The organism is Bacillus sp. FJAT-42376 (assembly GCF_003816055.1).
GTDB lineage: Bacteria > Bacillota > Bacilli > Bacillales > Bacillaceae > Metabacillus_B.
Genome location: NZ_CP033906.1, coordinates 1825351 through 1850343 on the forward strand (window position 1 = coordinate 1825351; position 24993 = coordinate 1850343).

Consider the following 24993-nt stretch of genomic DNA (forward strand, 5'->3'; position numbering starts at 1 on the left):
CGGGAAACAATCGGTTCCCGATTTAGCTTTCATCCATTTAGAGTATTCATAAATCTATCATACTCTTTTCTGACGGTCCAGTCATCTACTTGAATGTAAGAAGTTTTTAGTGTGCGGAAGCTTGTTATTTCAGGGTTCTTCGTATAATGTTGGCTGTAACGATGGATGGAAAGTGTGTGGGTTTATGTTTAAATCGATTACGTTGTTTATTTTGGCAGGATTAGCGGAAATTGGGGGTGGGTACCTGATTTGGCTATGGATTAAAAATGGCCTTCCGGTTTGGTACGGTGCGATGGGAGGAGCCATTCTGATTGTATATGGCATTCTGCCGGCACTTCAGGATTTCCCTGACTTTGGGAGAGTGTATGCAGCTTATGGCGGATTGTTTATCGTTCTTGCCCTATTATGGGGATGGGGAGTCGATGGAAAAGCCCCGGATTTTTATGATGGGCTCGGGGCTTTGATTTGCCTGGCAGGAGCAGGTATTATTTTATGGGCTCCAAGGTAAGATCCTCTATTCTATTAATTTTTTACTAGTAGGGACAAGTGTCGCTTCCAGGCTGATAGAGTTTGAATAATCTATTAGTGAAAGGAGGCGATTTTTTTGAGTTCCAGAAAAAAATGCCACTCCTGCAGCAGACCTAAGCAGGTGATGGATGAGGCAAGCCGCCGTCATCAAAGCGATACAGAAGGAATGTCCAGCAGACGCAGAAATTGCGGATGCAATCAAGTTCGTTCCGGCGACTGCTCCCGCTTTTGCTCAAATGTATGCAGAAGATTATTTCCATTCAGCTTCAACCAGTGCTTTAATGACTGTATTTCTTGTCAGGAAGACTGAGAATCCGATATGCCCGCTGAATTCCCGAACCGCGACTGCTTTCTTTATGAGCCGTCGCGGTTTTTTGATGATGAAGGGTGAGGCGGATCCGGATGCTGCGGCAGGATGGAATAGCAAGGAGAGATACTGCGCTTTGCTTCAGGCGAATCGGCCGCCGGGCAATTTTTTGAGGCGGCTGAAAGCAGTCCGCTGCTGATGCGAAAAAAAGAATGCATATTCTGTTCATTGACTCTATAATGGAATTTATCTTTATGAAAAAGGGGTTTTAATCGAATTGAAAAAGATATTGATGACCTTTGCCATTTTATTCAGTCTTTTTGCATCAGGGTGTTCGGTTCAGGAAATGGAGGCTGGGCAGGCAGGGGAAAAGGATGAGGCTCCGGTAAAGCCGGAATCGGATCTTCCGCTGGAGTCTGAGCATGGAGAACAGCAGGAAACGAAAGGTCAAACCATGAAAGCTGCCGTTATTTCCGTCACAGACGGGGATACGATCAAGGTCCGGCTCAAGGATGGCAAAACCGAGAAGGTGCGTTTTATTCTAGTGGATACGCCTGAAAGCAGAGGGAAGTATCAAGGTCATCCCCAGCCTTTCGCGAAAGAAGCATCAGACTATACAAAGAAGCAGCTTTTAGGGAAGGACATTGAACTGGAACCGGGAGTGGAAGAGCGTGACCGGTTTGGCAGGCTTCTCGCATACATATGGATGGATGGTACATTATTTAATGAGCGCCTGTTAAATGAAGGATTCGCCCGTGTAGCCATTTACCCGCCGAATACGAAATATCTTGATCAATTTGAACGGATTGAAAAGCAGGCGAAAGAAGAAAAACGGAAGATTTGGTCACTTGAAAATTATGCGACGGACAGGGGCTTTACTCAGTCTGTACGGCAGAAAGAGGCTGCTCAGCCGGATTCACAGCCTGGAAAAGTCCCGTTTGATCCAAAGGGTCCGGACCGGGATTGCGGTGATTTTGAAACGCATGAAGAAGCCCAGGCATTTTTTGAAGCGGCAGGCCCAGGAGATCCTCATCAGCTGGACAGAGATGGAGACGGGCTAGCCTGTGTTAAATGAAAAAGGGGAGAAGGCGAGTCCGTGCCTTCTCTCCTTTTTGCTGTTTTGAGCTGTATGTCTGCAGCGAAGTCTTTCTTTGGAGGGAGAGCTGTTTTTTAGAGGCCTCCTGCAGTGAATAATTAAAAAGAAACGGATAAACAATGGTGTAGAGGTGATAACGACGATGAGCGGCTTCCAGCTGTTTTCCCTGCCCCATATTTTGACGATGTGCTTGCTTCTTTTCCTTTTCCTTATTCTGTTCTTCTTCAAAGATTGGTTTCATTCCATCCGGTTCCTGCTGGGATTCCTTTTACTGACTGCAATAACAGCAGAGAATGTATGGAAGGCACAAGCGGGACGATGGTCTTTTTCTTCAGATTTGCCCTTGCATTTAAGTGATGTGGCCGTTATTTTAACGGCTTTTATGCTTTTCACAAAAAGCCGGCGGCTCTTTCAATTTCTATGGTTCGCAGGCATTGCAAGTTCCGTACAGGCCATCGCTGCACCTGATCTAGGTCCCTATCCGTTTCCGCATCTCATTTTCTTCACCTTTTTTATTTCCCACGGAGCCGTTATCCTGGGATGTCTGCTGTTTGCTGCCAATCATTTCAAACCGGATAAGAAAAGTCTTTGGATAACGGTGGGCTTGATCAACCTTTACGCATTGGCAGTTTATCTGCTGAATCTATGGCTCGGATCCAATTATTTATATCTCATGAAAAAACCAGAAGGCGGTTCTCTTTTAAATTGGCTTGGTCCCTGGCCGTGGTACTTGCTTTCCATGGAAGGAACGATGCTGGTTAGTTTTCTGCTGCTATATTGGCCTTTTCGGAAACGGAGCTGAACAACACGGGAGGCACCAGCCCGGTTTAATCATGTTCATGAATCGGCTGAAAGGGGAATGGAAATTGGAAAAGCGGGGAAAAGGTAGACATGTTCCGGAGAGTTTCGGGATATGTATGAAGTAAAAGGAAAGGGAGGATGCAGATGAAGTCGTTTAGGATGCTTGCCGTTTTGAATGCATTCACATACATCATTATGGTAGGGATGAATTTTTTAGCCAATGCCCTTCCGTTAAACGGGCAAACGACCGGGGAGGTTTCTGCTGGAGTGCCGGTTATTTTTGAACCTGCACCCTATGCTTTTGCCATTTGGAGTGTCATCTATTTGCTCCTGGCGATTTGGGTAGTGAGGGCGTTTTTTGTTTCGGATCAGGAGAAACAGGTATACAGGAATATCGGCTATTATTTTGCTGTAAACGCTCTGCTCAATGCGCTATGGATTGTCCTTTTTCATTATGAATTATTTAATGCGACACTGGTTGTTATGCTGGGTCTTTTGTTCACGCTTATTAAAATCTACACCATTATCGAAAAATCCGGCCAAACCAAATTTTTCTTGAACGTTCCGATATCGGTCTATATGGGATGGATTTCTGTCGCGACAATCGTGAACGTATTTATTTTCTTTAAATCGAACGAAATCACTTCGTTTATCGGATTGGGTGAGCTCGCATGGGCAATCATTATGATCATTGTGGCCGGCCTCCTGGGAGCCTATATGATCCTTGCCAAAAACGACCTTGCATACGGACTCGTGTTTGTCTGGGCGCTGATCGCCATCGCGGTGAATCAGATGAATGCCGTACCATCCGCAGCAAAAACCGCTGTTGTCGCAGCTGTTCTGCTTGCGATTCTGATCGTGTATAAAGGAAGCATGCTTCTGCTTAGGAAAAGAAAATAATAAAACACGCCCCTGCTTGAAGAAAGCAGGGGTTTATTTCTGCAGTGGGAGCAGCAGGGAGGATCGAAAACTTTTTAGCAGATTCAGTTAGCAATTAGAGACCTTAAGACTGTATTAGCCGGAAATGAAAGAGGCTGGGACATAACTGAAACAACTATTCTCAAAGACGAACAATGTCTAAATGATTTTTCCTAAACTTTGTTTCTTACGAATGGGTTATTCTGAAGCAACAAGTTCGTTCCATTGCGCTGCAGCCACTTCCTTTCCGCGGGGAGGAAGGCTTAAGCCTCCTCGGCTGCGCCTGCGGGGTCTTAAGCGTCCTCTACTTCCCGAAGGAGTTGAGTGGCTTCCGCTCCATTCCACTAAAGGATAAGATTCTTAGGAAGAATAAACTCTTCTTAAACCAAATAAAAACCCGAACGATTAGGGGAATGAGTTACTTACATCCACCTGATCGTTCGGGTTTTTCATTATCTAAAATACTTATGTCCCAGTCTCTTAAGCCTATGTTTACTTTAAATCTGTTTTGTATTGCATGTACACAACCTGAGTGACAAGGAAGTCTTCAAGTCCGTGTTTTCCGTCCGCGCCGCCCAGTCCGGATTGGCGCATTCCGGCATGATACCCCTGGATCGCTTCAAAATTTTCCCGATTGACGAACGTTTCTCCGAAGCGCAGCTGATTGGATACATACATCGCTTCATTGTAATCATCTGTGTAAACAGAGGAAGAAAGTCCATATACAGAATCATTCGCCATTCTGATGGCCTCATTCAAATCCGTATACGTGGTAACAGGAAGGACAGGCCCGAAAATTTCATCCTTCATAATATCCATGTCATCCGTCACGTTGGTTAAGACCGTTGGTTCGAGGAAGAATCCGCCGTTCATTCCATCCGGACGCTTACCGCCTGCTGCTACCTTAGCCCCGTCCTTGATGGCCTTTTCGAGAGCTTCCTCAACCGTTTTCAAACGGTCTTCACTGACTAGCGGCCCCATTTCAGCATGTCTGTCATGGACGGCGTCGCCCACTTTCACCTTTTTAAAAGCAGCGGCCAGTTTTTCTGTGAATTCCTCAGCCACTGATTCATGGACATAAACCCGCTCTGCATTTGTGCACGCCTGCCCGGCGTTATTAATGCGGGATGTTTTAATGTTTTCAACCGCCAAATCAAGGTCCGCATTCTTTGTGACGATGGCCGGTGCCTTGCCGCCAAGCTCAAGGTTGACTTTCGTAATATTCTGAGCGGCTGCTTCCATTACTTTTGTGCCTGCACCTATTCCGCCGGTCATAGTAATCATTCCGACTTTCGGACTTGCAGCAAGCGCATTTCCAATAGTAGATCCTGTACCGGTAATCATATTGTAAACGCCTTTTGGAAGGTCGAGCTCATCAATGATTTTTGTCAGTTCCGCTGCTGTATTCGGTGTCTGCTGACTCGGTTTTAAAACAATGGTACAGCCGGCAATCAGAGCCGTTGCCACTTTTCTGGCGAAAATAAAGACTGGGAAGTTCCATGGCACAATGCCGCCTACAACCCCAATCGGGCGTTTGTGAAGGAAGATGTTCTCATTTGGCCGGTCACTTTGAATCACTTCTCCTTCAATTCTGCGTGCCCACTCGGACATATACCGGAAGTAATCAATAGCCAAATCTACTTCCGCAGAAGACTGTTCATATGGCTTCCCTTGTTCCTCTGATAACAGAGAGATGATTTTTTCGCGTTTTTTCTCAATCTCGTCGCCGATCTGGCGGACAATTTTTCCTCGTTTATAGGAAGGAACCTGTTCCCATTCCTTTTGTGCTTCATAAGCAGCATGAATGGCCTTTTCGGCATCTTCTTTCGTGCCGTCCGGAATTCTTGAAATCACTTCTCCATTTGACGGGTTTACAACATCGATCATCTCGCTCGATGTTGAATTTGTATATTCTCCGTTGATATATAGTTTATGTTCTTGCATGGTAAATCCTCCTCTTTCTTCTTTTTTGCGACTATCTATTTCGTTCCACAAAAGAAAGAGAATAAAACATGTAAACTGTCTGGGAAAATAGGTTCAAGGCCGGATGGATTATTTTAGGAGAGGGTCCAAAAGAGGATAACGAATCATACGAATTCCTTATTTTTATAATAAATTGAAAAAAATGGTTTTTAATAGGCTTATAGAAGGGTATAGTTGCTATGACTTGTTTTACATATTAGGTATGGAGGAATGGGAGAATGAAAAAGAAGAAATTAGTCGGTTTAGGGCTGGGTTTTATGCTGGCGCTGGGTGTTTTGCCTGCGCAGGAAGTGCATGCCTCAGTAAACAGCACCGCAGTCCAGCAGGGGGAAAAGCTTGCCTATCAGCTTCGGGGATTTAATAAATTGATTGAATCCGGAGACATTTATGATGTAAACCGCTCTTATGACAGCTTTTCCAGACAAATTCAGGCTGCCGAGAAAGCAGTGGGGCGCGTTTCGGGATCATCAAAAAGAAAAGCACTTTCTAAAAAGTATGTGACGCCAGCAAAGGTTGCGAGAGAGCGCGTCATCTATGAAGTCTCTCAGTACCGTCTGATGAAAGTGATAGGAAAAGATGCTTTATTGAACCGTGTTACATATGTAGACAGCAATCTTAAAAAATTAGACCGCTTAAAAAAACGTGCGGTAGAAATTAAGAAGGCTGGCAAGTACAAGGCGGTTCCGGCTGTAATGACCGGATATCTTTCCGAAACGGAAAAACTCCAGAAAACGAACCGTTTTGCAGTCCCTGACCTTTCACTCAATCATACGCTGACGAGCGATGAACTGGATTCTTTTCTTCTGCTGAACCAGGATCGGTACCGCAGTAAAAAGCCATTAATGACACTAAGTGAAAAATTAAGCTATATCGCTCAGATGAAATCAAAGGATATGCACTCTACAGGGATTCTAAGTCAATATTCTTCTAAATACGGCGATGTCGGCCAGATGATTATGAAATTTGGATTCCAGCAGCCTAATGAAGCAGGCATCCTTGTATATAAATTTACGACTGCGAGCAATGCCAAGGCTCAGAGAGAACTATGGAGAAACAATGCCAGTCTGAAAAACGTTCTATATCATCCTGCTTTTAACTATGCCGGTGTAGGCAGCTACAGGAGCTATGCGACGCATCTTTTTGTAAATATCTAAAAAGGAAAGCAGCCGCAGCAGATGGCTGCTTTCTTATTTCTTATCCAAATCCTTCAGAATTTGTGAGAGCCACACCCTTTTTAAATCATTGGAGAATACAAACTCTTTCGTCAGCAGCAATTGAAGGTCGAGATGAATTCGCTGGATTTCTTTTTTCGTTTTCAACAGGTGCCATTGATCGAGATTCATAAGAGAGAATGTGTGAAGAAGGGAATGAAGGGCTTGGAGCTGAAGGCGCAGCTGGTGCAGAAACCTTTTGTATTCTGAATATACTTCTCTTCTGTAAACCGTTAACGCGGCTGCTTCAGTGATGGATTGGAACGTTTTATTAATCCCGCGTTTTTTAATCATTGGATCCCTCCATATTGCCTGTTTACCTCAATTTATATGGACTTGCAGAAAAAAAAGAAGAAGGTTTTTATTTTTTTCTGCTGATTGGGAGCTGCTGGAGGATGAAAGATTTCTTTGAATGGGAAATGGGCGGGGAAAATCGGGTATGCTAAAAGCGCTGTTACGGAATGTGGCTTTTTAAGTGACCAGGCAAGTTTAAGAATGGATGAGAGCAAGGTATATAGAAACAAGGCAGTCTATAGACAAGGACTAAAACACCTTTCGGAAAACTATACTTAAATGATAAACATGAAACTTTTGTAAGGGCTAGTCCGTATTAAAGGAAACAGAAAAAGGAGTGTACAAGTGATGAGAACAGCTAATCCTACTATGAAGTCTTTTGAAAAAGAGATCGGATATTCCGGCGGCCGCCGCATGACCTTAATGGGTGCGGTCCATAAATCATTTTTGCTGTTATTTATTCTCGTTGTTTCAGCGGGAGCTACCTGGTATTATGCAGCGCAGGGAGATAATGTTGCGCCAATGATGATGATTGGCGCAATCGGCGGACTCATTTTTGCTTTGATTACAAGCTTTGCACCGAAAGCATCGCCAATTACAGCACCGATTTATGCAGTGCTTGAAGGAATGTTTGTCGGTGGAATTTCAGCTTACTACTCAAGCCTCTATGAAGGAATTGTCATGCAGGCAGTGCTGATTACAATGGGTGTATTCCTTGGATTGCTTCTCATTTACAGAAGCGGGCTGATCAAAGTCACCCAGAATTTCCGTCTTGGGGTAGCTGCTGCAACACTGGGTGTGTTTATGGTATATCTGATTTCATTTGTCCTCGGTCTTTTTGGAATTGCCGTTCCATTTCTTCATGAATCCAATACCATCGGGATTATCATATCACTAGTTATCATTGTCATTGCTGCATTGAATTTAGTTCTAGATTTTGATTTTATCGAGCACGGGGCAGCAAGGGGATTGCCGAAACATATGGAATGGTATGCAGGATTTGCGCTGCTTGTAACCTTGGTTTGGCTTTACCTTGAAATCTTGCGTTTGCTTTCAAAAATCAATTCAAGAAGCTGAAACAGCAGGGTGAAATGTCTATTTTTCGCTCACGGCATAGCGCGGAGAGCCTTGAACGGCTATTCATTCAGCTCATCTTGTCATTTCGCTAAATAGTTCCTGCAGAAATTGGGATACTAAAAGAAATGAAAAGGAGGACTGTATTGAATGGATCATTCAGAAAATGAAAAACAGGTGCTGAACATTGATTATCCGCAGCTCGTACAGCACCCTAAAAATAAAGACGGAATGGCATTGTTTTTAAAAGAGTCCTATCATCTGCTATCATCAGACGATCTGGAATCGCCCCCACATGATGAACAAAATTGAAGGGGCTGTCCAGTAAGGTTGATTCAAAGCTTCTCTTCATTTTTATTTAACATTTGTTTTGCTGATTTCCACTTCAGGTTGCTTGCATACCCTTGGGCGGGCGGTGAGCCTCTTCAGCGCTTTGCGTCTGAGGCGACTCACGTGTCCCGCTGCTATTAGCAAAAGTCAGGCACCTTCCGCTCCAATCAGCACGCAAGGATTGTTCAGAAATACAAGTTAAAAATAAACCCCCTGGATGCTCACTAATGAAGCGCTCAGGGGGTTTTGGTTTTCATTTTTTATTTTATTCAGATTCCTTTTCCGGAACGTTCTGCGAGGGCTTCGAATTTCCTGTGCCAATCCGCTGCAAGAGGTTCGAGCTCTAATATTTTCAGAATGCTTTCCGAGTCACTGCGGTTATGAAAAAAGGTATGGTGAATATCCGCGACGGTAATGGAAGTAACCCGTTTGGCCAGCTGAATGGAATCAGCAGGTTTAATAGTCCCGGGTTCAATGATCCTTAAGAAGTACCCGGTATAGCCGGTTTCGATTATTCTTGAGAGCAGCTGGTCGTTACCTGTTCTCCGATTAATAGTCACACATGGATAGCGCCCTTGGGATACTTCTGTGAGTACGGATCCTATTTTGTATTGATCTCCGATGCACACGTCTATTTCCTTCATGCCCGATACCGTTAAATTTTCTCCGAAAGCCGATTTCAGCAGCGGTTTTCCGAATTCCTTTTCCCAAAACGTGTAGTGCTCATAAGGATATACACAAAGAACGCGGTCCAGTCCTCCGTGATAGGTATGGTTTGCTACATCATCACCCGTCACCCTTTCAGCTGATACTTCCAGATGATTGGTTTGTTCCTTATGAATACCTGAAAGGTAAGGTTTCCCTTTATGATCGATGCGTTCTGCCGGTTTCCCTTTGCTTACATATTCAATTCTCATTCAAAAGATCCTCTCATTAAAAATAGGCGGTTCCAGGCCTCTCCCTATGGAGATTGCCGCATATACTGGCAAGGAAGGGATTGGTTCCCGAATTTCATTGACACAGTTGATGAATTTCTGTAATCTCAATGTGTGAACTGAATAGATTCTTCGTTAGGTGAGGCTCCTGTGTGGAGATATGCTGCTGCCCAAAAATGTCCAAAGACGCCAATGGGTCAACAGGAATCATCGACTTAAGGTGATTTTTAACGCAGCTGGACATCGTCCTATGCTGCACAGTGCTAAAGCTCTACGATGGAAGAATGGAAAGCTTGTTTATACACGCCTTCATTCTTGGTGTGTTTTTTTCATTCCTATAATAGCATGATGATATAAAAATTGGGAGGTGCTGGCATGGATAATCCCCGATCGGGAGAGCCGCAGACAATAGATTCAGATAGTCATAGTACGTACTCCGCGGATCGGATCCTGCCGGCCATTTCAGCAGATAGGATGGACTCCGCGGAATAATAAGGAGGACCATCCATGGTGAAAAACATGACATACGACGAAATTCTTCTTCGCATCATTCTGCTTCTTCGGGATGGAAAGCGAAAAGAATTCCGGGATTTAATAGAAGAACTGCAGCCATATGATATGGCCAGCATTTTTAAGGAAATGCCGGAAAAGCATTATGCCCGCTTTTTATCGTTTTTGAACGTAGATGATATTACAGCACTTATGCAGGAACTGGAACGCCCTTTTCAGCTCGCGCTTTTTAATAAAGTCGGAAAGGTGAAGGGTGTCCAAGTCATGAACAAGATGGACAATGATGACTTGGCCCAGCTGCTCGAGGAGCTTGAGCCGGAGCTTAAGGACCAGCTCCTTTCAAGCATGGAGCAGGAAGAATCCGAGGCGGTTCAAACGCTGATGAATTATCCGGCTGAAACTGCAGGGCGGATTATGACGAACCGTTTCGTATGGATTCCACAGCACTTCACTGTATGGGATGCAGTCGTCAAACTAAAGGCGTTTGCTGAAATTGCAGAAGCCATCAACTACCTTTATGTCATCAACGAACAAAAGCAGCTTGTAGGTGTAGTCTCCTACCGCGATTTAATCCTTGGGGAGCGGGAAGAACTGATTGAAGATATTATGTACACCCGGGTCATCTCCATTAAAGCGGATGCCGATCAGGAAGAAGTAGCCCGGCTCATTGAGCGCTATGACTTCCTCGCACTGCCGGTCGTGGAAGAAGATCATGTTCTTGTAGGGATTGTAACAGTAGATGACGTCATTGATATTGTTATTCAGGAAGCCAATGAAGATTATGAAAAATTTGCCGCATCCGGTAAAGCTATTGATTTTGAAACAAAAGCTTTAACGGCAGCGTACAGAAGGCTGCCGTGGCTGATTTTGCTGTTATTTATCGGTCTTGTGTCCGGGAGTATCATCAGCTTTTTTGAAAGCACATTAAACAGAGTCGTCGCTCTCGCCTTTTTCATGCCGATGATTGCAGGGATGACCGGGAATACCGGCACACAGTCATTGGCGGTCGTCGTAAGGGGCCTTGCACAAAATGACCTGGATTCGAAAATGGTATTCCGGCTTATTTTCAGGGAGCTGCGCGTCGGTTTATTGATCGGGGTCGTGTGCGGGATTCTGATTACCGGAATTGCTGTGATTTGGCAGGGGAATCCGCTTCTTGGTCTTGTTGTCGGATCCTCTCTTTTCTTCACGCTTATTATCGGTACGATGGCGGGAACCATTATCCCCATCCTGCTTGACCGGATGAAAATTGACCCTGCGATTGCTTCCGGGCCTCTCATTACAACATTAAATGATATTTTATCGCTGCTCATTTATTTTGGAATTGCTACCGCCTTTTTGCAGCATATCCAATAAAAAAAGAGCTGATTCAGAATATAATCTGAATCAGCTCTTTTTTATTGAATAATGGATGTTTTCATAATTACGGACAGTGCCCTGCCGCATCGGATGGGTGCTCATATTAAGAAGCTTATCCAAATCCTGGCTTGCTCTCACCGTTTCTTTCGCAGTATACCCATGTTTTCCGGCTACTTCTACCATTCTTTGTCGATATTTTTCCACAACCGATTCATAAAGGTTCAAGGCACTCCCCCCTCATTGCCAATTATTATCCTATATACATTATATCGAAAGAATAAAGAGAAACATAAGGGGAATGGAGGAAAAAAGTTAGACAAAATAGTACATGATTTGACAAAAACAGCATAAATTTGCTGAAAATATGCAAAAGTTATTCCTTTTAGAACATTCTAATAGTAAAATAGATGGAGGCATAATGTAATAGGGGGTCCATATGAAAAAGACACAGAAAAATGTGAAGAGTGTTCGGAAAATACTGGTGACCGGTTTTGGATTTCTGATTGGATTAAGTGTACTGCTTGCCGTACTTAATTTTGCGAGCATCTATAAAACCAAAATGGACACAGAACGAATTGTGAATGTGGAGACTGCTTCTTTAATTTTAAGTGAAAAGCTCTCATACAATTTAGCCCAGCAGGCTTCTACAATCCGGGCGTATTTCCTATATGACAGCCCATCTTATAAGGACGAGTATGAAAAACTGAAAAAAGAAGGGGAGTCCCTGCAGAAAGATTTGCTTGCTGCAAGCGACAATCCTGAGATTCGGTCGCTGATCAAAAAGACCGCAGACTGGCATAAGCTCCTGGAAGACGATGTTATTTCCCGGTATGAGGGAGGCTTCAAAATACAGGCTGTACAAAATCTGTCAAAAGAGCCTCAAACCATTTCCAATGAGCTGATCAAAGATTATATGAGCATGGCAAATGAACGTGAAAAGCAAATTATGAACTCCGGTATCCAAATCATCCGCGGCGGTGAAGTGACATCGATTGTTATTCTCGTTTTCTCGTTCCTGATTGCCGGCGCCGGACTATTTATTGCTTTCAGAACATCTAAAATTATAGCCCGTCCCATTTCTCAGCTGACGAAGAAGATGAATGAAATTGCTTCAGGCGTATTAAAGCGGGACACGCTGCCATCGAACAATAAAAATGAATTAGGGACACTCATTGACTCTGCCAATGCCATGAATTTGACTCTTTTAACGCTTGTGGGCGAGATTAAATCTGCCGCTGGCGAAATTGAACATCAAAGCGGCAAGCTTCAGACTTCATCCATTCAGGTCAAGGAAGGCAGTGAACAAATAGCTTCTACGATGCAGGAATTGACGCTCGGAGCAGAAAGCCAGGCCGAGTCTGCCGCAGACATGGCGGAAAATATGGGCCATTTTCTCGACAAAATGGGTGAATCAGCTGCAGGAGGAGAACTGGCAGCCAAGTCTGCCGGAGAAGTTTTGCGTGAAACCAAAAACGGAAGGAGTTTAATGACTCAATCCATAGAAGACATGAACCGCATTTATGAGGTCATGAAAACTTCGGTTTCAAAGGTAGCAGGATTAGACGAGCAGTCAAGAAAAATTTCGAAGCTCATGGAAGTCATCCAATCGGTCGCCGATCAGACGAATTTACTCTCGCTCAATGCCGCCATCGAGGCCGCGCGTGCTGGTGAACATGGAAAAGGTTTTGCCGTTGTTGCGGATGAGGTAAGAAAACTTGCAGAACAGGTATCCCATTCTGTAGATGATATTGATGCCATTGTAAACAGTGTCCGATCGGAAACCGGGGCAGTGGCTCTCGATTTAAAAACCGGATATGAGCAAGTGTTAAAAGGTAAAACATCGATCGAGAAGACAGGCCATTCCTTTGAAATCATTCATGAAAAGGTGGAAGAGGTCTCATCGGGAATCACCCTGATTTCCAGCAGGCTCGACGACCTCCTCGAAAGGGGCAGGAATATGGATGATGCGATTTCCAATATTGCAAGCGTTTCTGAAGAAGCGGCGGCAGGAATCGAGCAAACAGCAGCAGCAGCGGAACAGGCAAACGGAACAATGGAAATGGTAAGAGAAAATTCAATCCATCTATCAGGCCTTTCTGAGAAACTGGCTTTATCGGTGAACCAATTTAAACATTAAAAAAGATGCGTTCCGGGAAGGATTGTAAGATAGCGGTCTTGCTATGGCGATTGGATCAGTTAAGGCTGATTCGAGCTTCATGATCCAGGGCGGGCAGTGATCCTCCTTAAACGTAAGTCCGTGGTCTCATCTGCCCCACTACTACAGCCGGAGTGCCGCCTTGCGGCTTCCGGCAGTCTGGTTATCCATTAAACAAAAACAGGGAAACGCTTAGAATGCGTTTCCCTGTTTTTTATAGATTAGACGATTCAGATCCTTCGTTTTCTTAACGGAATGCTTTAATCCTTTAACACCTATCGATTGAAAGAGAAGCTGCGAAATTCCGGCTGAAATCAGAGGCTGCGTTAGATTGAGCACAAGCCGCACACTCTTTTGCAAGAGCCGCTGCTTCAGCTGTCCTCTATCATTAGTTGCTCTTATATTGGAAATGAGCATTCAGCTGCCCCTGGAGCATTTTTTTGCGGAGGTGGGCCTGATTGTTATTCATCTTTTCTTCTTTCCTTCTTATATCCTTCAGAATTTCGGTCGTCTGGACACCCTCTTCTCTGAGGTCGGCTATGTTCATCAGCCTTTCCACGTCAGAGAATGAATACTTCCTTGTTCCTTTTGAGCTTCGCTGGGGAGAAATCAGCTGCCGTTCTTCATAATAGCGGATTTGTCTGACTGACAGACCCGTAAGCTCGCTCACTGTCCCGATTGAGATGACTTTTTTATCCTTGTAAGACCGCTCTTCTTGCAATGGACTCACTCCTCTGAGGAAACAAATCTTTCCTTTACTATACTAGAGGATGGAAAGAAATTCTTCATTTATGTTAGATTTTCTTCCATTTCGTAAAGTCTTAGCAATTTGGATGTGAGATTTCGTATCAAGTTTGAAGATGGCCGTTCAGTGAGCTGATAGTATAAGGGTATCCGTTATAGAAGGAGGCGATCCAATGGAACCTGGCAAAGCACTAAAGCTTGCCCGAACCCTGACTGAACTGGATGTAAAGAGAGACCGGCTACTGGAAGAGCTTTTACGGACGGCAGGAAAAGACGCATATGAATTATTGCGCCTCGTCCAAAACGGCGAGCTTCGCCAGATGAAGAGACAGAGTCCGTAATCGAACCGTTTCCTCAAATTGGGTGAGCCAGTCTTGAAGCAGCGACGAATGATATAATACCGTCACTTCATAGAATGCTTCCTGATCATAAACGGATAAAGAAAGAGTTCCGGCTTCAGCAGAGAGCATCATGAACTGCGTCTGCTCCGGTTCATCTTCAATGGAAAAATAATAATGTTTAAACAGGTCGAATGCGAGAAGCTTTGGTTCCATGGTTTATCCTTCTTTCTAATTCGAATAAACCCATTTTTGACAGCTTTCACATTTCCCATACTTTTAAGCAATCTTAATATCTTCATATGAAATTTTTACATTGAGTTAACCGTCTGCTTACATTGATTGGGTATGGTAGGAGTAATGAAAAAGATAAGAATGGAAAGGAGGGACACAAGATGAGCAAACTCCTGAAATTTGCCCTTGAAGAACAGAGAAATTATTATGCACAAAAGCTCCTTGCAATTGGGGTTTATAATAACGATGTGCTGCAGAGGATGACGATTTCTGAACTGAAAAATGAATATGTCTATTTTTATCATAGCATTCCGGCCATTAAACGAAAACCAGCGCCATAAGGAATTTGCTCAATTGGGGCAGATTCCTTTTTTATGCCGCATGAAAAATAAGCACGGTCCTTTTTACAGCTATCGATTGTAAAGGCAAAAAATCCATCCTGAATTTTTAAAGCCCCCAAAGCACTCGTGAAAAAGAGGGTTTGATAGCAATCTCTTCTTACAAGTAATCCCCCGCCCTAAGCGATTTAAAGCGCCATCAGGCACCTTCCATTTGAGTCATTTGCCTCAAAGTAAATGTTTTATGAAAACCTCCTTTAATTATTACCTCCTTCATAGTAAAATAAAGATAAAATTTGAGAATTTTGAAAATATTTAAGAGGGCGATAAAATGAGATTTTCTTACACGCAAGAAGAAACGGATCAAGCATTGGCTCTGTTCAGGGTATTTGCGAAAGCGTTTAAAAGCATCTCGGAGCATTCGATCAGGGATAGCAAAGAACATGGGTTTAATCCGACTGAATTTGCTGTGCTGGAATTGCTTTATACAAAGGGGGCCCAAAAGCTTCAGCAGATTGGCACACGTCTCTTGCTTGTCAGCGGGAATGTCACCTATGTGATCGATAAGCTGGAAAAAAATCAATACATTGTCCGTGAACAGGATCCGCGGGACAAGCGGTCTATTTATGCAAAGCTGACTCAAAAAGGGGAGGAATATATGGATGAAATCTATCCCATTCATGCACTCCGTATCACTCGCGCTTTCTCAGGACTTTCAAGCGAGGAGCAGGAACAGCTGAATCAGCTTCTTAAGAAAGCTGGCTTGCACAGTCAGCATTTGCTTTTCAGGTAAAGCAGCAGGGCCCGGCACACAAGCCGGGCCCTATTTGTGATTCTTGCAAACAATGGTGGAAGTTATGCATCCGTATCGAACAAAGCGAACAAGCAGGAATTATTAAGTTCCATTACTCTCTGGAGCGTAAAGGTAAAAGCCTTTGCAATAAAAGGGCCGTTCCGATAAAAAAGAGATGAATCATTACGATTGATGCTGCTTCATGATCATGCTGTATGAACAGAATATGGTTTTTATACAGAACGGTATCAGTCAGTAAAATGACCGTGAACAGTAAGCCTCTCCATATAAAAGGGCGGATGAAGGCGATGGCGGTGTAGAAAACGGATATGAAGATGGAATACATCGCATTGGTAAAAGTGTGATCCCGGCTGCTTTCTCCGAAAAGGCCTGTTTGAAAAACGATGCTCGGATGAATGGCAAATAACAGCCAGGTAATGGTTATCGATATTGTAATCATGCAGATGTAATGGGTAAATACTTGAGTGAAAGGCTGTTCGGTTTTTAAACGGGCATACCAATATTTAGAAAGGTAAAATATAACGGGTATAAATATAAAGGTGTACGGGGTTCTCCACCATATATGCTCATATATATTCAGTTGAAGAAACCATATTTCAATCACTGAAAAGAGAAGGCTGAATAACAAAATAGCCTTGATTCCCAGATGATAGATGGCAGCGAAGGCTGCCGCAGCCGGAACAGATAGACCCTGACTGAAAATGGAGCCGAAGGTGCTGTCTGTAAACTGGTCGTCAAATACATTTGGTTTGTATAAATAACAGTCGTAAACCACATATACAATAAGTTCAAATAAATAAGAAAGACCTGAATTAAAAAGCCATAAAGGAAGAAGTCTTCTCCAATCTTTCATTCCGCAAAAAAGAAACAGAATCATGGAAAAGAATAAAAGGAGAAGATACCAGAATATATGGGGCATGTCGCAATTCTCCCGTATCAAGACGTTATGGTTAGTTTGAGCAATAAAAATGTTTTTAAACAAAAAGCGGTGATAAATGTAAGAATGCGTGACCGAAAAAACATGAACTGCAAGGCGGCAGCCTGTACGAATGGTGCCTCCCATTAAGCCTGATAGCAGGCTGATGCGAAATAAAATGTGCTATATCGTGATTATGAGACTTTTTACCCTTTATAAATAGATGAACTTGACGATACAAAGAACATACAGTTGTTTAGCAGCAAGGAGGAGAGCTTTATGACGTCAAGTCTTCCTGAATACAGTGAATACAGCAAACCGGTTCAGGAGCGAGATAACTCCTTTGAATTTTTATATAAGTATCATCGGGACGCTATTTTGCGACTGGATTGCCAGGGGATGATCCTGTACGCAAATGATTCTGCATGCAGTTTATTTGGCATGGACCGTCACTCATTAGAGGGCCATATGTGCTCTAATTTGATGACACATAATGAATGGAGCCAAACGGAGGCACTGATCAAAGGGGCGGAAGAGTCCCTCCTGCCGAACGAGTGCGACGTTTTGACCCAAAAGGGCAGGGTGTGTGCGGTGACCGCCTTTCCTATTTTGGCGAACAAGAAGGTAAGCGGTTTTTTCCTTAATTATCATGATATGACAGAGATGAGAAGGGCTGAAGAAAAAATAGCGCATTCTTCTTATTATGATGAATTGACGAAGCTTCCCAATGACCGCCTTGTCATGAAGAAATTAGAAAAGATTACATCTGAAGAAATTGTCCGGACGGCGATTATCAAGGTCAATATAGACCGGTTTAAATACATCAATGAAATGTTTGGAAAGAAAACGGGAGATGCCATCATCCGCCAGGTGGGGCAGGAGCTGAGAAAACTTGTTCCTAAACAATATTTTGTAGGCCGTTTTTTTAATGATGAATTTGTGGTCATTGTAGAAAGTTTAGAGGATACCGAGTTTTTCTACAGCATCGCGAGCGAATTGGCGAGGGGATTTAAAAAGCGTTATCTGTCAGAGGAACAGGAGTACCATGTTAAAGTCAGCTTCGGGGTAGCGATTTACCCGGATCATGGAACGAATCCGGATCTCCTTCTTAAAAAAAGCGATTTGGCTTTAAGAATCAGCAAAGAATCTCCGCTCGGAACGTACAGCGAAGAGAAGAGCCAGGCGATTGAACGGCGCTATTATTTACAGAAGGAACTTATGCATGCACTGAAGCGGAATGAATTCCTTCTGTACTATCAGCCGCAGTATGATACAAGAACCAAGCACATTACCGGAATGGAAGTCCTTTTGCGATGGAAGCACCCGGAGCTTGGCATCGTTTCGCCTGCAGAGTTCATTCCCATCGCAGAAGAAACCGGTTTGATTATTGAAATCGGCAAATGGAGCATGCAGGAAGCCTGCCGCCAGCTCAGGTATTGGCAGCAGACAGCATGTCCGACATTAAGGCTGAGTATGAATCTGTCCGTTAAACAATTTTATCAGCCGGATCTTGTTCCAATGGTATCAAGTGTCCTTGAAGAGAACGGCATTATTCCGGATCATTTTGAGCTGGAATTTACGGAAAGCCTTTCGATGCACAACAGCGATACATTTCTTAGAACGATCCGTGAGCTGAAAAATATCAATATACATTTGAGTATCGATGATTTTGGGACAGGCTACAGCTCATTAAGCTATTTGACACAGCTTCCTCTGGATAAAATAAAAATTGACCGGAGTTTTGTGCAGAAAATGCTGAGCAGCAAGCAGGACGAGATTGTCATTAAAGCAATTATCGGTCTCGCAGAAAATTTAGGGCTTCAGATGATTGCTGAAGGGGTAGAGTCTCAAACCCAGGCCGCATTTTTGGAAGCACACGGTTGCCACCATATGCAGGGCTTTTTGTTCAGCAGGCCTCTGCCGCAGGAACAGATTACAGAAATGCTTGGAAAACAATACATCTCTTAATGAAGCTCAAAAATCCTGCTTTATAGAAAAATGGAATGAACCCCCGGTCGGCATCCCGGGGGTTTTCTTTGTGAAGAAGTCCTATCTAAATGGGAGAAACTAGAAAGAGACGTACTGGACACCCTCTCTATTTCAGGGCAGATTTTTCCGGATAAATGCAATCACGTTAGAGACTGTCTCATCTTGAGGGCTATTCAGATAATTCTCAAAGGGGCAGCCTCTTTTTATGAGATGGTCAAAAACAGTAAAAACGGTAAAATCCGAAGGTGACAGATTGTCTGTCACTTCTTCCCATAAAAGGGGTGCGGCTACACAGGCTCCTTCCGCTCCTCTCGGTGAATAGGGGGCAATGATGGTTTTCCCTTCTCCGTGCTGCAGATAATCAATATACAGCCGGCCGGCCCGGTGCTTTTTTAACCGTTCGGTCGTGAAGGCATCCGGAAATTTTCTTGTCAGGTAATCGGCTATAAACGATGTAAACGTACGGGTATCTTCATAAGTCAGAAGATTACCCGATAAAGGAATATGTATTTGAATTCCTTTTCCTCCGGACAGTTTCGGAAAAGAAACAAGGCCGAATTCCTTAAAAAGTATTTCGAGTTGCATGGCTGCGGATACAGCAAGGTGAAATGCATTTCTGTCCGGAGGATCGAGGTCAAATACGATTTCCATCGGCTTCTTCTCTGAAATTCGCTCGAAAGGAACGTGAAATTCAAGAGCGAGCTGATTTCCGAGCCAAATCAAATCGGAGAGGTGTCTGCACGTCATATAGTCAATGCCTTCATGCACAGCGGATTGAATAAAGGACGGAGCATAATCAGGTTTGTTCTTCTGGTAAAATTGTTCTCCGCCGGATCCATGCGGATACCGAATCAAAGTCAGAACTCTGTCCTTCAGCAGCGGAAGCAAATAAGGAGCAATCTTTAAGAGGTATAGAAGATACTGGAGCTTAGTGACAGCCGGGCTTTTCCATATTGGTTTGTCAGGATGGGTGACCTGAACGTCGCTGTGCAGCGGGGCAGCATCCAGCTGAAAGTGTTCCCATGTGCACTTTTCGGGAGCTGATTGAAAATCAAAGCCCGCAAATGATGGTTCCCTCAAACGTTCCTTATAAAAGGAAAGGAAGTGAATGCGAACGCAAATGGCAGGTTCGATTTTGATGAAAGCTTTGCTCGTTTCTGAAGCATTTTTTTTTACAATCTGGATAAGGGCTTCCCGATCCTTTCCTTGCAGTCCATGCGAAAAGGAACCGGGAGAGTAGATCAGCCCGTCGCGGAACAAACCAGTTTCGAAGTATCCGTTTTCTTCATCATAGCCCGTGATGAATAGCGTGGCCGATCTGTAGTTTTTTACTTTTTTCCAGGATTCCGTTCTCTTTCCAGCCAGCCATTTTCCCCTAAGATTCTTTGCTACAATTCCTTCCCCTCCGAAAAGCTGAACTTTATCCCATAAGGAGTCGCAATTAGGATAAAAAGGTATCATTTGGATCAATTCCTCAGCCTCCCCGGATGGAGAGAGAGGAAACCCGGTTTTTTGAAAGAAGTCTTCAAGCTCTGCTTTTCTTGATGAATAGATTTCATCATGCTTCGGTTTTCCATGAAGTAAGAGGATATCAAATATAAGCAGTCTGCACGGCTCATTGGTAGAGGCCTGTTTGATTTTGGCAGCTGATTTCAGACGTCCGCGGATTTGAAGCTTTTGAAAATCGGATGCAAAAGGATGACAAAGAGAAACAAGTTCTCCATCAAGAGTCAATGGAAGAAACGGATTGAGTTTGTATCTATGTTGCTGGACAAACTCATAGATCTCCGGAAAAGCATGAAGCAAATCCTTCCCATTTCTGCTGACCAGTGAAATGGACGATTCATCTATGTATAAGATGGCCCGAAAGCCGTCATACTTCACTTCGTAGACCCAGTCAGAACCGGAGGGCGACTTGGAAGAAAGAACAGGGAGCATTGGTTTCAACAGAAACACCTCCGACGAATTGAATTGAAAGCCCCGCTTATACGAAAGGAGTCCTTATATGAAAAAAGCTGTTTTTCTCGATCGGGATGGAGTCATTAATGAAGTTTTGTCCGATCGTGTAAAATTTGTGAATCGCCCGGAGCAGTTTTATTTACTCGATCATGCAGGCGAGGCCGTTAAACTTTTAAATGATAGCGGCTATCTGGTGTTCGTTGTTACAAATCAGGGCGGTGTGGGACTAGGGCTTATGACTGAAGAGGCACTGAAAGAAGTGCACGAAGAAATGGTCCGGCAAATCGCGGAAAAGGGAGGGATGATTCACGGCACCGTTTGCTGTACACATGCTCCAAAAAGCGGATGTGCATGCAGAAAGCCGGAGCCGGGTATGATTCTTTCCCTTGCAGACCGGTATCATGTGAACCTTGCCGCCTCTTATATGATTGGGGACCGGGAAGCCGACATCACAGCCGGCAAAAGGGCAGGCGTCCCCACTATTCTCATTGGAGAAGAAGCGGGTTTTGCTGATGCGCAGTTTCCTTCTTTATGGGAGGCGGCGCAATGGATTGTCCATAAAAATTAAGCCTTTTTCCTCGCTGTACGTTTTTTCTTTCCTGTTGAAGAAGGACTTCCCTCGGCTTTTGACTGAGGGTCTTTCTCTTTTCCAGCCACATTCTTTTTCGATTTCTCAATGCTCGCCTGCAGCTGGCTCATCAAGTCGACAACATTTTTCCGCGGTGCATCGGATGGGGCGGCAGTTCCTTCGTTTTGGTCGATTTTGCTTTGGATTAGACGAAGCATTGCTTCCCGGTAGTCGTCCTTATATTGTTCCGGGTCGAAATTTGCCGTCATCTGGTCAATGAGCATCATGGCTGTATCAAGTTCTTTTTCCTGAATATCCGCAGAATCCGGAACTGAGGGAACTTCATCGGCAGAACGTACTTCATCGGGATAATGAATGGTTTCCATCACTAGACAATTTTTATACACTCTCACGACGGCCATTTGCTGCTTGGAGCGGATCGTCATCTCGGCAAGGCCGATTTTCCCCGATTTCAGCAGGGCTTCTCTCAATAATGCATAGGCTTTTGAACCGTTTTCTCCAGGCCCTAAAAAATAGCTGCGGTTATAGTAGATGGGATCAATATCCTCAAGCTTAACGAAATCCAAAATTTCAACCGCCTTATCTTCATGTTCCTTTTTCAGTTCTTTCATATCTTCCTCGGTCAAGATCACATATTTTCCTTTTACATACTCATATCCTTTGACAATGTCACCTGATTCTAGCGGACGGTCGCAGTTTGGGCATTTTTTTTCATACTTAATCGGCGTTCCGCAATCTTTATGAAGACTTCTCAGTTTTACATCTTTATCCTCTGTAGCTGCATAAAGCTTGACCGGGATGGTAACTAAGCCAAACCGGATGGAACCTTTCCACATCGTATGCATCATAAAATCCTCTCTTCATCACATTTTTATAGTTCTAGTTTGTATACGTTTCCATGGTATGATGAATAAAAAAACAAGCAAAATCAGGAAGAGGAGGAACAAAATGAAAAAATGTTTCTTTACAGGTTTCCCCGGCTTCATTTCGAGGGAATTAATTAAAGAGTCCATGAAACAAAACCTGTTTGATTTTTATTATGTCCTGGTCCTTCCTGAACTGGAAAAGCAGGCAGCTGAAGAACTTAATTTCCTTACATCAGGAAGAGCCAGGGCAGTAGCCGGTGATATTACGGTACGGGGACTGAACATGGACGCCGGCGTATTGGAAGAAATGAAACGGGAAGTGACGCATGTTTTTCACCTTGCTGCCGTTTATGACCTTGGAGTGGACAGGGAATTGGCAGAGAAGGTAAATGTCACGGGCACGGCGAATGTGGCAGAGCTTTTTTGCCAATTCAATCTGGAGTGCTTTACATATTTCAGTACAGCATATGTATCCGGGAAGCGGGAAGGGCTGATTCTGGAAGGGGATCTTCAGGGAGAGTGCGGATTTAAAAATCATTATGAAACCACCAAGTACAGGGCAGAGGAAATTGTCAGGGGAAAGATGGGCGAAATGCCTGCTGTCATCATCAGGCCCGGCATCGTAACCGGTCATTCAAAAACCGGGGAAGCGAGCAAATTTGATGGTCCGTACTACATGCTGAATATGTTCAGCAGGCTGAAGTTTTCTCCCTTTATTCCCCGAATCGGAAGAGGAAATGTACCCTTTAATACAGTGCCGGTGGATTTCCTTGTGAAGGCAGTTCTTTTCTTATCCTTGAGGAGGGAAGCGGCCGGCCAGACGTTTCATGTGACAGATCCCCACCCTGGTACAATCGGAGAACTTTACACTCTTTTTTTGAAAGAGCTTCTAAACAGAAGGCCGTTGGGAATCCTGCCTCCTTCAGCAGCAAAAGCCGGATTGTCATCCGATTGGCTGTGCAGGTGGCTCGGAATTAGAAAACAGGCATTGGATTACTTCCAATATGATGTGAGATACGACTGCTCCAATTTGAAAAGGCATTTGGATGGATCGGGGATTGTCTGTCCGAATATTAGGGAATACGGTCATAAACTTGTGCAATTTTATAAAGAAAAACAGGAAAACAAGGAGGAGAGAACCTATGCTTAAAGCGATGAACCCTGCTACAGGAAACAAAATCACGGAAATTGAAGAAGTGAAGCTAAGTGAAGCAGGCCGGATTTTTCAGCAGGCCGAACAGGTGCAAAAGGAATGGCAAGAGAAAACGATAAAAGAAAGGCTTGAATATTTTAAAGCGCTTCGTCTTTTGATGGCTTCCAAATTGGATGCGATGACGACAATTGTCCATGCAGATACAGGAAAACCGAAAGCAGAAGCACTGGCTACGGACATTATGCCTGTCATCGATTCAATTCAGCACCTGGAAAAGACAGCGGAATCCGTGTTAGGGAGACAAAATCCGCCGACACCGATGCTTTTCTGGGGAAAGAAAAGCTACATTGAATACATGGCAAGGGGAACGGTCCTTATTATTTCTCCATGGAACTATCCGCTCCAGCTTGCTGTTATTCCCGTCTTAAGTGCATTGGCCGGCGGGAATGCAGTGGTCCTGAAGCCTTCAGAGGTAACGCCGCTTACCGGAAAGCTGATTGAACTGCTATTTAAAGAAGCCGGATTTCCTGATGGTCTCGTTCAGGTGGCGCAGGGAGGAAAGGAACTGGGCGAAGCACTGGTGAAAGAAAAACCTGACTATATTTTCTTTACAGGGTCTGTAAAAACGGGGAAAATCATTCAGGAACAGGCAGCTAAAGATTTGATTCCCACCACACTTGAGCTTGGCGGAAAAGACCCGTTCATTGTTTTTGAAGATGCTAATCTTGACCGGGCAGCCAAAGCAGCGGTTTGGGGGGCTTTTACAAACAGCGGACAGGTATGTATGAGTACGGAAAGGGTATACGTCGAGGGTTCTGTTTATCAGACGTTTGTCCGAAAGGTACAGGAACTGACTATGAACCTGAAGCAGGGAGCCTCTCTCCATGATGATCTCGGGTCTATGACGTTCCCTCAGCAGGTCAAAACGGTAAAAGAACAGGTGGAAGACGCCATTAGCAAAGGTGCGAAGCTAGCTGCTGGAAATGTGCCCTCTGACTGGGATGAAAACAGCATGTACATCAAGCCGATGATTCTTGTGGATGTAAAGCAGGATATGGCCATTATGCAAGATGAAACATTCGGGCCGGTCATGCCGATTATGCCATTTGATACAGAAGAAGAAGCCATTGAGCTTGCAAACGGAACCGTTTATGGATTAAATGCAAGCGTATGGTCTTCCGATTCTGCCAAGGCAGAACGTGTTGTGTCCAGGCTTGTCACAGGAAATGCAGCCATAAATGATGTCATGCTGACTGTTATGAATCCGAATCTTCCGTTTGGAGGAGCGAAGCAGAGCGGCATCGGGCGCTACCATGGAGAAGGGGGCCTCCGGATTTTCTGCCACGAAAAATCCGTGATGGCGGATCCCGGAAAACGAAACAGTGAAATACAGTGGTATCCTTACAGGGGAAAATACAAACCATTTAAAGTTTTATTTGAGACGCTTTTCGGCCGCGATAAAAACTGGAAAGCGGCTGCACAAGCCTACCGTTCCATTATGAAACAGTCTAAATGACTGCTGAATGACACAGCTAAAAGGTGCCTGATTGCA

Annotated in this window: 25 protein-coding genes, 1 pseudogene and 1 riboswitch; of the genes and pseudogenes, 17 read left to right on the forward strand and 9 right to left on the reverse strand. The window is 44.1% G+C overall.

Annotated elements, in window-relative coordinates; all coding sequences use genetic code 11:
• Positions 1-184: 184 nt before the first annotated feature.
• The 5 genes from CEF21_RS09235 to CEF21_RS09255 all read left to right on the forward strand — a co-directional run bounded on the left by CEF21_RS09235 (position 185) and on the right by CEF21_RS09255 (position 3632).
• Positions 185-508: a YnfA family protein gene (locus CEF21_RS09235; RefSeq protein ID WP_123915540.1), complete on the forward strand. Its 324-nt coding sequence runs from the start codon at positions 185-187 to the stop codon at positions 506-508.
• A gap of 148 nt (positions 509-656) precedes the next feature.
• On the forward strand, positions 657-1034 hold the full coding sequence (locus tag CEF21_RS09240) for a hypothetical protein (RefSeq protein ID WP_123915544.1): 378 nt from the start codon (positions 657-659) through the stop codon (positions 1032-1034).
• A gap of 78 nt (positions 1035-1112) precedes the next feature.
• A complete protein-coding gene (locus CEF21_RS09245; protein ID WP_241156804.1) occupies positions 1113-1910 on the forward strand; it encodes a thermonuclease family protein in 798 nt (265 codons plus the stop codon).
• Between the two features lie 163 nt (positions 1911-2073).
• On the forward strand, positions 2074-2733 hold the full coding sequence (locus CEF21_RS09250) for a YwaF family protein (RefSeq protein ID WP_123915547.1): 660 nt from the start codon (positions 2074-2076) through the stop codon (positions 2731-2733).
• A 143-nt stretch (positions 2734-2876) separates the two neighbouring features.
• Entirely contained in the window at positions 2877-3632 is a 756-nt protein-coding gene (locus CEF21_RS09255; RefSeq protein ID WP_123915550.1) for a TspO/MBR family protein, read from the forward strand.
• Between the two features lie 510 nt (positions 3633-4142).
• Here the strand turns inward: CEF21_RS09255 and aldA are convergent.
• Positions 4143-5594 (reverse strand): aldehyde dehydrogenase, encoded by a 1452-nt coding sequence (aldA, locus tag CEF21_RS09260; RefSeq protein ID WP_123915552.1) that lies wholly within the window; start codon positions 5592-5594, stop codon positions 4143-4145.
• 257 nt (positions 5595-5851) lie between these two features.
• Here aldA and CEF21_RS09265 point away from each other — a divergent pair, with 257 nt between their 5' ends.
• A complete protein-coding gene (locus CEF21_RS09265; RefSeq protein ID WP_123915555.1) occupies positions 5852-6787 on the forward strand; it encodes a CAP domain-containing protein in 936 nt (311 codons plus the stop codon).
• 33 nt (positions 6788-6820) lie between these two features.
• Here CEF21_RS09265 and CEF21_RS09270 read toward each other — a convergent pair whose 3' ends face one another.
• Positions 6821-7138, reverse strand: coding sequence for a hypothetical protein (locus tag CEF21_RS09270; protein ID WP_123915558.1), 318 nt, complete (start codon positions 7136-7138; stop codon positions 6821-6823).
• 348 nt (positions 7139-7486) lie between these two features.
• Here CEF21_RS09270 and CEF21_RS09275 point away from each other — a divergent pair, with 348 nt between their 5' ends.
• Positions 7487-8215, forward strand: coding sequence for a Bax inhibitor-1/YccA family protein (locus CEF21_RS09275; protein ID WP_123920115.1), 729 nt, complete (start codon positions 7487-7489; stop codon positions 8213-8215).
• Between the two features lie 147 nt (positions 8216-8362).
• Entirely contained in the window at positions 8363-8524 is a 162-nt protein-coding gene (locus CEF21_RS09280) for a transcriptional regulator SplA domain-containing protein (RefSeq protein WP_123915561.1), read from the forward strand.
• A 287-nt stretch (positions 8525-8811) separates the two neighbouring features.
• Here CEF21_RS09280 and CEF21_RS09285 read toward each other — a convergent pair whose 3' ends face one another.
• Positions 8812-9459: an MOSC domain-containing protein gene (locus CEF21_RS09285; protein ID WP_123915563.1), complete on the reverse strand. Its 648-nt coding sequence runs from the start codon at positions 9457-9459 to the stop codon at positions 8812-8814.
• 142 nt (positions 9460-9601) lie between these two features.
• Positions 9602-9766: riboswitch (M-box (ykoK) riboswitch) on the forward strand.
• Positions 9767-9984: 218 nt separating this feature from the next.
• Here CEF21_RS09285 and mgtE point away from each other — a divergent pair.
• Positions 9985-11343, forward strand: a complete 1359-nt coding sequence (mgtE, locus tag CEF21_RS09290) for a magnesium transporter (RefSeq protein WP_123915566.1) — start codon at positions 9985-9987, stop codon at positions 11341-11343.
• Between the two features lie 30 nt (positions 11344-11373).
• Here the strand turns inward: mgtE and CEF21_RS09295 are convergent, their stop codons facing one another.
• Positions 11374-11571 (reverse strand): aspartyl-phosphate phosphatase Spo0E family protein, encoded by a 198-nt coding sequence (locus tag CEF21_RS09295; protein WP_241156805.1) that lies wholly within the window; start codon positions 11569-11571, stop codon positions 11374-11376.
• Between the two features lie 721 nt (positions 11572-12292).
• Here CEF21_RS09295 and CEF21_RS21930 point away from each other — a divergent pair.
• Together CEF21_RS21930 and CEF21_RS21935 are read left to right on the forward strand one after the other, a co-directional pair.
• Positions 12293-12514 (forward strand): annotated as a pseudogene (locus CEF21_RS21930) (hypothetical protein); the annotation flags it as partial.
• Between the two features lie 150 nt (positions 12515-12664).
• Complete coding sequence (locus CEF21_RS21935; RefSeq protein ID WP_481747670.1) at positions 12665-13483, forward strand: methyl-accepting chemotaxis protein; 819 nt, start codon at positions 12665-12667, stop codon at positions 13481-13483.
• Positions 13484-13889: 406 nt separating this feature from the next.
• Here the strand turns inward: CEF21_RS21935 and CEF21_RS09305 are convergent, their stop codons facing one another.
• The gene (locus CEF21_RS09305; RefSeq protein ID WP_123915573.1) at positions 13890-14222 is read right to left on the reverse strand and encodes a MerR family transcriptional regulator; all 333 of its coding nucleotides are present in this window, start codon (positions 14220-14222) and stop codon (positions 13890-13892) included.
• A gap of 307 nt (positions 14223-14529) precedes the next feature.
• On the reverse strand, positions 14530-14799 hold the full coding sequence (locus tag CEF21_RS09310) for a hypothetical protein (RefSeq protein ID WP_123915575.1): 270 nt from the start codon (positions 14797-14799) through the stop codon (positions 14530-14532).
• A 179-nt stretch (positions 14800-14978) separates the two neighbouring features.
• On the opposite strand from CEF21_RS09310, the gene CEF21_RS09315 reads away from it, so the two are divergent.
• Both CEF21_RS09315 and CEF21_RS09320 read left to right on the forward strand, forming a co-directional pair.
• A complete protein-coding gene (locus tag CEF21_RS09315) occupies positions 14979-15158 on the forward strand; it encodes a Fur-regulated basic protein FbpA (protein ID WP_123915578.1) in 180 nt (59 codons plus the stop codon).
• A 328-nt stretch (positions 15159-15486) separates the two neighbouring features.
• Positions 15487-15948 (forward strand): MarR family winged helix-turn-helix transcriptional regulator, encoded by a 462-nt coding sequence (locus CEF21_RS09320; RefSeq protein ID WP_123915581.1) that lies wholly within the window; start codon positions 15487-15489, stop codon positions 15946-15948.
• A 112-nt stretch (positions 15949-16060) separates the two neighbouring features.
• Here CEF21_RS09320 and CEF21_RS09325 read toward each other — a convergent pair whose 3' ends face one another.
• Positions 16061-16888: a hypothetical protein gene (locus CEF21_RS09325; protein ID WP_123915584.1), complete on the reverse strand. Its 828-nt coding sequence runs from the start codon at positions 16886-16888 to the stop codon at positions 16061-16063.
• A 276-nt stretch (positions 16889-17164) separates the two neighbouring features.
• Here CEF21_RS09325 and CEF21_RS09330 point away from each other — a divergent pair, with 276 nt between their 5' ends.
• On the forward strand, positions 17165-18853 hold the full coding sequence (locus CEF21_RS09330; RefSeq protein WP_123915587.1) for a putative bifunctional diguanylate cyclase/phosphodiesterase: 1689 nt from the start codon (positions 17165-17167) through the stop codon (positions 18851-18853).
• Positions 18854-18985: 132 nt separating this feature from the next.
• Here the strand turns inward: CEF21_RS09330 and CEF21_RS09335 are convergent, their stop codons facing one another.
• Entirely contained in the window at positions 18986-20812 is a 1827-nt protein-coding gene (locus tag CEF21_RS09335; protein ID WP_241156848.1) for a DNA ligase D, read from the reverse strand.
• A gap of 67 nt (positions 20813-20879) precedes the next feature.
• Between CEF21_RS09335 and CEF21_RS09340 the strand changes: the two genes are divergently transcribed.
• Positions 20880-21401 carry a D-glycero-alpha-D-manno-heptose-1,7-bisphosphate 7-phosphatase gene (locus CEF21_RS09340; protein WP_123915592.1) on the forward strand — a complete coding sequence of 174 codons (522 nt, stop codon included), beginning with the start codon at positions 20880-20882 and terminating at the stop codon, positions 21399-21401.
• On the opposite strand, the gene ku is transcribed toward CEF21_RS09340, so the two are convergent.
• Positions 21398-22267, reverse strand: a complete 870-nt coding sequence (gene ku, locus CEF21_RS09345) for a non-homologous end joining protein Ku (RefSeq protein ID WP_123920119.1) — start codon at positions 22265-22267, stop codon at positions 21398-21400. The two genes, CEF21_RS09340 and ku, sit on opposite strands and share 4 nt — an antisense overlap.
• Before the next feature lie 103 nt (positions 22268-22370).
• On the opposite strand from ku, the gene CEF21_RS09350 reads away from it, so the two are divergent.
• Together CEF21_RS09350 and CEF21_RS09355 are read left to right on the forward strand one after the other, a co-directional pair.
• The gene (locus CEF21_RS09350) at positions 22371-23438 is read left to right on the forward strand and encodes an SDR family oxidoreductase (protein ID WP_164462139.1); all 1068 of its coding nucleotides are present in this window, start codon (positions 22371-22373) and stop codon (positions 23436-23438) included.
• Positions 23431-24957: an aldehyde dehydrogenase family protein gene (locus CEF21_RS09355; protein ID WP_123915598.1), complete on the forward strand. Its 1527-nt coding sequence runs from the start codon at positions 23431-23433 to the stop codon at positions 24955-24957. Before CEF21_RS09350 ends, CEF21_RS09355 begins: the two co-directional genes overlap by 8 nt.
• The last annotated feature ends 36 nt before the right edge of the window (positions 24958-24993 follow it).